We start from the raw sequence: 8,525 nt of genomic DNA on the forward strand, positions 1-8,525 counted from the left end.
TTCCGTATCTTGTCCGGCGTCAAGACGCCTGAAAATAAGGAATCTTGGCTCAAGATTAGCAACACTGCAGATTCGTGAAGTCGAATCAAAACCGTAACTAGATTCGACATGGCACCGTTCGTGGAAAATATTTTTGTCGTCATAGAGGGATGTGGATATCCAAAGTCCTCAGAGGTTCCAGGGGGTGGTATAATCACCAAGACGCCTAAAACCAGCGGAAGAACTGAAAGCGAGCGCAACTACACGCTGAAGGACGTACGACTGCCTAATATCGAAATCGAATGCATCCGGTGCGAACGCGTTGATAGCTTAGAACGAAAAGCGGCTGTTGCGAAGTTCGGCGCCAGCATGAGCTTCGCCAAGCTTCGCCGACGCCTCGCGATGGGTTGCGACCGTATCTGCCATCCCGACGGCGACCTCTGCGAGATGCGGTTTCGATGTCTCCAGTCGCCGAATGCAGATGGCTAGTCGCGCGATCTGTTCCCCGACCATGTACCATCTGCTCGGTTGAAGTTGTATTGAACATGCTCCTCATCAAAGACATCCAGAAGCTCGACGGTGACAAGCGTGACCTTCACCAGGGCGAAAGCCGCCGGTGGGACCGACAGTTGAATTTGTGGGCCGGCGCCCTCCTCACACGCTTGATCGTCTACCCTAAAGCCTGCATCGCGGGGTAAGAACGAGCGTCGGGTACGAGTGCTCAACATGTTCCATTGCGCAAGTCGCTCGTCCTCGTCTTGCGAAACACTGGCCAAGCCCGACAGCCTGATCTGAGTCCATGTTGCAGGATCGTAGCCCACCAGCGACACATGGTTGTTGGACCGAAGCTGGCTCATCTTGGCAGAACCGGCGTCCGTCACGAAGAACAACTCTCCAAGTCTTCGTGTAAATTGCCGCAGTACGATCGTTCTGACGGACGGCTTTCCATTGTAGGCTACTGTTGCGAATTGGAGCAGGTTGAACGGGGCATGGGATTTTGTACCGCCTTCAAGAGCAGACCAAATATGAAGAAGGACCTGCTCCGGGTCATCGGGGAGACGCTTGTCGTTGGTCAATTTCCGGCTCCAGTAATATGTGCCTGCGCCACGAGATTGTGACGCACTAGTTTGGTCGCGTGTTTCTCAATCCCACCGCTGCCATGCTTCAGACAAATCGGCGCGATTTAACGGCTGGATGGACATCATCGCAAACTCTATTCCAAACGACGTCTATTCTCTGCTCCTGACCGTGGCAGCCGCGCTCATTGCCGTCTGGTTCGCATTCTTCATACTCCGCAAGCTCATAGGTGTAGCGGTGCTTGCTGTCGTATTGGTTGGCGGCCTAATGGCATGGTACGATCCGAGCACGCTTCGGTCCGCTCAACATTTCGCAACCTCCGCTTATGATCAGTGGAGATATAGCGATTCCAACGAGGACGGGTTCCGTCCCTATCGGTAACGAAGGACGCAACACGCGCGTATCTAAGAATGAAAAATGCGCGCTTGTAATTCGAGGCAGCGCAGATCGATCGAGACCATTTACGACCAGACGAGGCTCATCGCGAAGCTTCTACAGTCTCCGGTCAATCGCATCTAGCACCGCGAGCGATGCACGGCATTTCAAACTTCCCACCCCAAATACCTAGACGTGCGGACTGTGCCTCTGCCTGATCCTTGGCATAACGACCGTTCGAGTACTTCGGCCAATCGATCGCGTGTCCGTTGCGAACCATCCAGGCGTTGACATCTAGACCGTCAGATCGAACGCAACGCCCCACGATCCTGTCGTAGCTCTTGCCTGTCGCCCTACACGTTGTCGGACGCGATTGCGAAAGGAAGGTGTCGAGGGCATTAGCACTGACTTGCCCGCAGCGGTAGCGTTTGCCGCTGGCATTCTCGCATAGCTGTCGGCTCTCAGGTGCATCGATGCCCTCAAAGCGGATGCGCACGCCGTTGATCTCGATCGTGTCGCCGTCCACAACGGAGGGGCGTCCGGTGATGCTGCCCGCCGACGCAATCGCTGGGATGAACATCAGGATAAGGGCAGAAGCTGTAACTTTGATCATCTGTGTATTCGGATGGCGCAAGGGGCGACGAAGTTCCTGGTTTTTCTTTCGCAAGAGCCACGACTGATAATGCTGATTCCACGCATAACCACTTTATAGATTGTCACGCAGGGATACAGGAACGACAAAAGGCAGTTTGTTAGACCAAGAGCAACCGCGCAATCACTTAATGTTGAGGTAAGCATGTGCAATCTCTATCAAGTCCGAACAAACCAGGAAGCCATGCGAGACATCGCCGGCGCGATGAGCGAGAGGCTGAACCTTGAGCCAGAGGTGGAAGTCTACCCGGACCGCCCTGCCCCGGTCATCCGAAACCGTGACGGAGCGCGCGAGCTTGTCGGCCTCACCTGGGGCATGCCCACCCCGCCAAACATTCTCGGCGATCGACCAGACACAGGCGTCACCAACATTCGCAACGTCGCATCGCCACACTGGCGCCGATGGTTAAAACCGGAGAGCCGTTGCATCGTGCCGTGGACGCGGTTCTGCGAGTGGGAAGACACCAAGCCTCGAAAGACGAAGCGATGGTTCGCGATCGATGACAGCGAGCCGCTTGCATTCTTCGCCGGCATTTGGACCGATTGGCACGGCGTGCGCGGATCGATGAAGAACCCGCGGGACGGCAATCATCAGCTTTTCGGCTTCCTGACCTGCGAGCCAAATAACATCGTCAAGCCGATCCACCCCAAGGCAATGCCGGTCATACTGACGACGCGCGAGGAAGTCGATGTGTGGCTTAGCGCGCCATGGGATGAGGCAAAGGCGCTCCAACGGCCCTTGCCTGATGAACGCTTGGTGCTGCTGCCTCTCGAAGATGTTTCCATTCAGGCCACACTTTTGTAAGCAGGGGCATACAGTCAGCATTCTGTGAGGAAGTGGTAACATCTCCGCACCAAGAATGAGCTGCTACGAGAGAGTTTGAATAGAACGGACTGGTATGCACCCAAAGCAGAAGCTCATCGATCTCGACCAGGCATCGTTGTTTCGCGGGAACGTTCTCAGGCTACCGGCGAAATATCCGTATGAGGAACACGTCGACTTCATGCTCTTCGAAACTACGTCTGGCGAAAGAGGATACGGCTTGATGGTCACGTCCGGGTACAAGGCGGGGATTTCCCTGGTGTATTTGCCGCCTGAAAGCGAAAGCAAGGATGGTGGTGTCAGTCGTGATTGGATTGTTTCCAACTGGAAAGCCTGGATATACCCCGACTGCGACGTTTCGCAGGTCGAGTTCATAGAGGCTTACCAAGCGACGTGAGACGTCGTGCGCGCTCACGCCACAAAACCATCACTATTCATTCAGCCGCCGTTCACGGGACCGAGAGCTAAATCACTCCACCAAACGAGGAGTGATGGAAATGCGCAATATAGTTCTAGGCGCGGCACTGCTGATAAGCGGATTGATGGGAGCAAGTGCAAACGCGATGCCCATGACGCAACCCTTGGCGCGGGATAAGCCAGACATCCAGACGGTCGATTACGCCTGTGGGCGTGGATATCATCTATCGCCCCGGGGCTTCTGCCGGCCGAACGGCCCGCCACGCTACGAACGCGAGTGGGGGCGTCGCGGCGATTGGGAAGCTCGGCGCGAGTGGCGGGAACGCCAGGCAAGGCGGGAGTGGCAAGAGCGTCGAGCGTGGGAACGCGAACGTGAGTGGCGACGAGGATATGACTACCGTGATCGCTGGTAATATGAGTGGCCGCTAGGATAACGAGCCCTAACCGGCGCCGATCATGGCCAGCATGCCAAACGCTTCCCTTTTATAATCGACCCCCAACGATGGCTGTGCTCTGAGAAAATAATTGTAGCACAATGCACCTGCCGGTCTTTGATCGCAACGAATAAGCAGAGGAGGCGTACTCTAGGGGTTAATGGCGACCGCAAGAAGGCCGCCATTCTATAACAAGGCTCAGTTCACAGGCATCGCGCCGGCAGTGCCGCACTTGGCGAACTTGCCCTTAGCATCCTTGCACTGAACCTTCTTCTTCGTCGTCTCGCATTTAACGAATTTGCCCTTGGCGTCGCGGCACTGCTCTGCGCTCGCTGGCGCGACGGCAAAAGACGTCAGTGCGGCTACAATCAAAACCGACTTCCACATGCTGAAAAACTCCTGGCCTTGATTGGCCAAGAGGTATCGTTACAACAAGTTTTGAAAAGCTCAAGCCGCAAGCTCGCATCCAATAGAGGGCAGCGTTCGACACTTTGCCCGCTTTTCCGAGCGTTGATTCTATCGCACTTCGGCAAGACATTACGCATAAAGTTGCGAGATATCTGAGCCTCCGGCAGTGTTTCCTTGAGGTGCGGAGATTGCGGGGTCCTGAATGGCTCTTCTTCCGACTACCTGAAACTGTGTGAAACGGTCGGGACGAGAAATGCCGGCGTCGCTAGCCGCCTTCTACAAAATCGTGCGACCGACGGCAGACGCCTTCGTTCGGCCTCATTCAACCTAACTGCACACTGCACTTCACCATTTGCGCATCTTATGCTCTGCCGCAGTCTTCGAAAACTCCTTCTGTCGAGGCTGATTTTCGAGGGGCATCTTCTGTCCAGCGGCGCAGCAACGGTCGAGAAGAAGAAATTCTCTGATACATATCCGAGCTGGACATATTTCGTTCCCTTTATGTTCGTATTGTTAAACTTGTTATAAATTGGGCAAACGTGCGTAGGCTTCCTCATGATTGATCAGCAAACTTTACAGTTTTTATCAGAAGCATCTGCGGAGGGTGAAGCGGAGTGGCTCGCCGACAACCGTATTCGTCTTAAACTGGCGCGCCAAAACTTAAGTGAATTTGCATCTGCGCTTCTCCTAGGCGCGGTACGGTTAGATCCCCGCATTGCCGAAGCAAACCGCGACGCGCGCAAGTGTCTGGTGACCGCGCAGATTTCGAAGGGCGTCGCTCCGATCACAATCCGGGTGTCCCTATCTAGAAATTCGGCTGCGACCTATTTCATGAGCATTTCTCAGGCGTATTCGTACGTCGGCGGGGGTGCATTATCGCCGCAGCCCCGCCTTGCTCGCATCCTACGGCAGACCATTTCGAGTCAAACAGGTAAGTGGCGAGGAATCGTTGAAGGCGCTTTATTCCGAACTTATTTTCCGAACGGTCTGAGTGACGGGCGCCATGCAAGTGGCAAACCTTATATGAAAGACCATGACGCGCTCGACTTTTTCAATCTCAAAAACTTCGGGGCGTGCCGTGATGTTTCACCCCAGATGCTCATGTCTCCGGATCTTTTAGAAGAAGCAGTTAAATCGTTTGCTGCAGCCCGTGGCCTTGTCGACTACATAAATCGCGCGACCACAAAGCTTCCAGAGCTGGCATGATGAGCCACTCGTCCTAGGCGCTTGCGCACCTATCAGATTTATTTTGGACTTCACAAACGGCGCCGACAAAAAGCTGACTTAGGCCGCCTTCAGACCATCCCTCCTGTGCTGAAGCTCTTGAAGAACGACTACACTCGACTATTAAGGCGCTACCAACGACCGTCAACGGCGCTACCAGCAGCGTGTGGGCGCCTAAGGTCTGCTCCGGGGCGTTTCTATCGCGTTGTAACTCCATAGACTTCGGCAGTTGAAGCGAGGATCGTTGGCAATCGGATTAAGTTGAATTAATGAGAGTGGAACGAGAAAAGGCTTTTAGGCCCACAGCTTTAAGCGCACACTCCTAAGTGGAATAAAGCAACCGGGTTTGGCGAAGGATGATATAATGATCCGGCTCCGAGCTCTCGAGATCAGAACAGTCTCGGATCCAAACGTCAGGCGGAGCGGCACGATAGAAGTCAGCCATCACTGCTTCCAACTACCCCTATCGCATCGGTAGTGAGGCGGTATTCGGACATTTCGGCTGGCGAAAGATAATAGAGTTGGTTAGGTGGGGTCTCCAGCGCATGGATCCACAAACCGGCGCCGATGCCCATTTCGTCGAGGTGTCGCGCAACTCTTGCAGTAATGGCCTGAGCACTAGACATTGCTTGCTCCGGCGATCCCTGGTCAATGCCGCCATTGAAAACCTGATGAACGCCCACAACGGCATTATTGGCTGCCGATCTCGTAATGCCCCCAGCAAAAACGAGTGGGCAGGACGAGGCACAGAGTGCCTTTTCGCCGACATTGGTCGCAATTGCTTTTTCCCGAATTAATTTGGACATAGCTAGAGCATCATCGACCGACCCTCCCGGTGAGTCCAACGACACTATTTTGATATACTCACCACGAGCCTCGATTTCTCGGGAAAAGCGTTCGGCCGCGCCGGGATCGATTGTTCCTTCAGCATGCAGCACTCCGCCTTTAACAAGACTAAATGTCATTGGCTTGCGGAGCACCTCCTCAGGGGTCAAGGGTTGGACTGGAGGAGCGCCGCGGACCCCTGGCTCACCCTTCGGAGGGAGAAAAATTGGCAGCTCCGGCGCCGGTTCAAGACTGGGTCGAGCAGCTTCGGCTTCGGTAATGTCCTTTACGTCAAGCACCACAAATGTCGCCGCCGCCGCAAGAAGCAAGTAGAAGGCGCCGCGCATCAGCATGCCGTCGTCCAAGCTAATCATGGCTTTAAAAGCGGCGACTGGTCTCACGTGGTCGGACCTTTGCGCGGTGACTTGTTAACACCGATACTTGTGATCTTATTGGTGTCTTCACCCTCCTCGCAATCCCGAGTTTCAGCAGGGGCATCCTCCGTGATCTGCAGCTCTCTTGCTGACATTTCTTCGGCCGCAATCGCCCTTTGCATCGCGAGCGCCTGCATTAGTTCTGCTACAGTGACCCTTTCGGCGAACGGCATGGCCGCCTCTTCCCTTCGGATCGCACCATTCACCACAGCGAGGATGAAAACCATGACGCCTGGTAGGAGATCGATGGAAATCGCCCCCGCCCATGCTGGAATAAAGTCGGAAGCGTAACGCAGAACGGCTTCTGCCGATGAGAGCGGCACGAAACGTCTCTCGGCTACTGGTGCGCGCGACAGAATTTCATCTGCGGCATCAGAAAGGACTTTCGATTGTGCTGCAACCGAAGCGCGGATTGTTTCCATAACCCGGTCTTGACGGGTGATAAGATCCTGTTCGCCACCGTCTGGGATAGGCGCAATGAAACCTAGCGAAAGATCGTCTGCAGCGCGCCGAATTGAGGGAGCAATCGAGGTTTGCTGCAACGATGTGATGACGCCGGTCAGGGCGACGGCTTCGGACGAAAACTTGTCTGCCCGTGGCTCTACAACTCCGGGTGCCGACACAAGCGCGCGCATGGTTTCGAGGCGCTTTTGTCCTTGGTCGAACAGGCTGGCAACCTGTTCCCTGGATGCATTGATGCCGTTTTCCAATTCATTCAATTGCGAAGACATCTGCGTCAGAAGCGAGACAACGCTGCCCGAACCAGTTGTGCCCGTCAGCGCCCCGGACTGTCGTTCAGAGGCCGCAAGCTGGGCAAAACGCTCTTTGGCGCGTTGAATGTCCGGCAAGAGACTCTGTGCTGCAAGAGCATTCTGATGTGCCTGATCAAGATCTCCGGTGTAGTCTTGAACAGTTTCCGCGAGATGCTGTTCAAGAGCAGCTGAGCCTGCAAGTGCTGCAGCATTGAGCCAGCTCGACATAGCCAGAATCATCGCGCAGCCAACCGCCATGACTGCTAACATCGCGGAGCGGCTAGAACGGCTGGTCACGTGCGGGTAAAATCGCGCCATATAGGACCAAAAGGCGTAGATCCCCACAGAAACTGAAGCAGAGTAGATGATGGCTGCAAAAAAGACTGCCGTAGGCGAACCGTCGAGTATACTGCGTACACCAAGATAGGTGTAGACGCCGGAAGCGAGAGCGAGGACGGCGAGGGCAAAACGAGTCATCGTTTCGACCGCCGCCAGGCTTTCCTGCAAGCGATGCGATGCGCCTAGCGCCATGAATATGTCTCCGGAGAATTCTTCTGCTCCTTAACTCGAACTTAAATATCGGCGAATTCAAGGCCTGAAAACGATGCTTCGTATTACACGATAGCAAGGCGGCCTTTGACACTGACTTGCGACTTTGGCGGTCAGTCAAATGACGACGATAGCAGGCGCAAACACGTAAGCCGCGCAGTTTTCCTTAAAGATTTCGAGAAATTACCACAAAGCGACAATGGCCAATATTTGAGGTAGCCAAGTTCACGTTCTCGTACCTTCACCAGACGTTTTTATTCAGAAGGTTCTGACAAAGCGCCAACACCGGCAAATGCAAATAGTGGGGAGCACGTTGTGCTAGAAGACCGATTTGCAGGCTTGGCTTGGGAACCAGACGGTTTATTGTTGACGACCCGCCATCCACCACTGCTCATCTCTCCCATGCAAGAAGCTGCCATGTCTCGTTCAACCTTCTTAGCAAGGAAGTAGGCGTCGCGCCGATGGAAGATGCGACCCTATGGCGTATGGCGCTCGTGAAAGAATATCTCCGCGAAGATGTTGCCATCGCCGACATCGCCCAGCGCGTCGGCTATGGATCGACAAGCGCCTTCAGCGT

The 8,525-nt window shown here is 54.6% G+C and carries 10 protein-coding genes and 1 pseudogene; 6 read left to right on the forward strand and 5 right to left on the reverse strand.

From position 1 onward, the window contains the following. Positions 1–108 precede the first annotated feature (108 nt). Positions 109–468: a hypothetical protein gene (locus ACTJK5_RS22010; RefSeq protein ID WP_440613256.1), complete on the forward strand. Its 360-nt coding sequence runs from the start codon at positions 109–111 to the stop codon at positions 466–468. On the opposite strand, the gene ACTJK5_RS22015 is transcribed toward ACTJK5_RS22010, so the two are convergent. After that, complete coding sequence (locus tag ACTJK5_RS22015; protein ID WP_440613257.1) at positions 465–1,055, reverse strand: pyridoxamine 5'-phosphate oxidase family protein; 591 nt, start codon at positions 1,053–1,055, stop codon at positions 465–467. The two genes, ACTJK5_RS22010 and ACTJK5_RS22015, sit on opposite strands and share 4 nt — an antisense overlap. Positions 1,056–1,561: 506 nt before the next feature. Further along, positions 1,562–2,044, reverse strand: a complete 483-nt coding sequence (locus tag ACTJK5_RS22020; RefSeq protein WP_112360799.1) for a thermonuclease family protein — start codon at positions 2,042–2,044, stop codon at positions 1,562–1,564. 183 nt (positions 2,045–2,227) lie between these two features. On the opposite strand from ACTJK5_RS22020, the gene ACTJK5_RS22025 reads away from it, so the two are divergent. The 3 genes from ACTJK5_RS22025 (at position 2,228) to ACTJK5_RS22035 (ending at position 3,735) form a co-directional block, all read left to right on the forward strand. Next, on the forward strand, positions 2,228–2,887 hold the full coding sequence (locus ACTJK5_RS22025; RefSeq protein WP_440613258.1) for an SOS response-associated peptidase: 660 nt from the start codon (positions 2,228–2,230) through the stop codon (positions 2,885–2,887). Positions 2,888–2,981: 94 nt separating this feature from the next. After that, entirely contained in the window at positions 2,982–3,302 is a 321-nt protein-coding gene (gene imm45, locus ACTJK5_RS22030) for an Imm45 family immunity protein (protein WP_427928601.1), read from the forward strand. Positions 3,303–3,402: 100 nt separating this feature from the next. Next, positions 3,403–3,735 carry a GCG_CRPN prefix-to-repeats domain-containing protein gene (locus tag ACTJK5_RS22035; protein ID WP_440613259.1) on the forward strand — a complete coding sequence of 111 codons (333 nt, stop codon included), beginning with the start codon at positions 3,403–3,405 and terminating at the stop codon, positions 3,733–3,735. Positions 3,736–3,954: 219 nt separating this feature from the next. Here the strand turns inward: ACTJK5_RS22035 and ACTJK5_RS22040 are convergent, their stop codons facing one another. Next, positions 3,955–4,143, reverse strand: a complete 189-nt coding sequence (locus tag ACTJK5_RS22040) for a hypothetical protein (RefSeq protein WP_062597795.1) — start codon at positions 4,141–4,143, stop codon at positions 3,955–3,957. Between the two features lie 576 nt (positions 4,144–4,719). Here ACTJK5_RS22040 and ACTJK5_RS22045 point away from each other — a divergent pair. Next, the gene (locus ACTJK5_RS22045) at positions 4,720–5,370 is read left to right on the forward strand and encodes a DUF2461 family protein (protein ID WP_440613260.1); all 651 of its coding nucleotides are present in this window, start codon (positions 4,720–4,722) and stop codon (positions 5,368–5,370) included. A gap of 455 nt (positions 5,371–5,825) precedes the next feature. On the opposite strand, the gene ACTJK5_RS22050 is transcribed toward ACTJK5_RS22045, so the two are convergent. After that, a complete protein-coding gene (locus ACTJK5_RS22050) occupies positions 5,826–6,614 on the reverse strand; it encodes a hypothetical protein (protein ID WP_440613261.1) in 789 nt (262 codons plus the stop codon). Beyond that, complete coding sequence (locus ACTJK5_RS22055) at positions 6,611–7,930, reverse strand: hypothetical protein (protein WP_153312885.1); 1,320 nt, start codon at positions 7,928–7,930, stop codon at positions 6,611–6,613. The genes ACTJK5_RS22050 and ACTJK5_RS22055 overlap by 4 nt, the downstream gene beginning before the upstream one ends. A gap of 423 nt (positions 7,931–8,353) precedes the next feature. On the opposite strand from ACTJK5_RS22055, the pseudogene ACTJK5_RS22060 reads away from it, so the two are divergent. Further along, positions 8,354–8,525: pseudogene (locus ACTJK5_RS22060) on the forward strand (AraC family transcriptional regulator); the annotation flags it as partial.

It is taken from the genome of Agrobacterium sp. 22094 (assembly GCF_052046015.1).
GTDB classification, from domain to species: domain Bacteria; phylum Pseudomonadota; class Alphaproteobacteria; order Rhizobiales; family Rhizobiaceae; genus Agrobacterium; species Agrobacterium cavarae.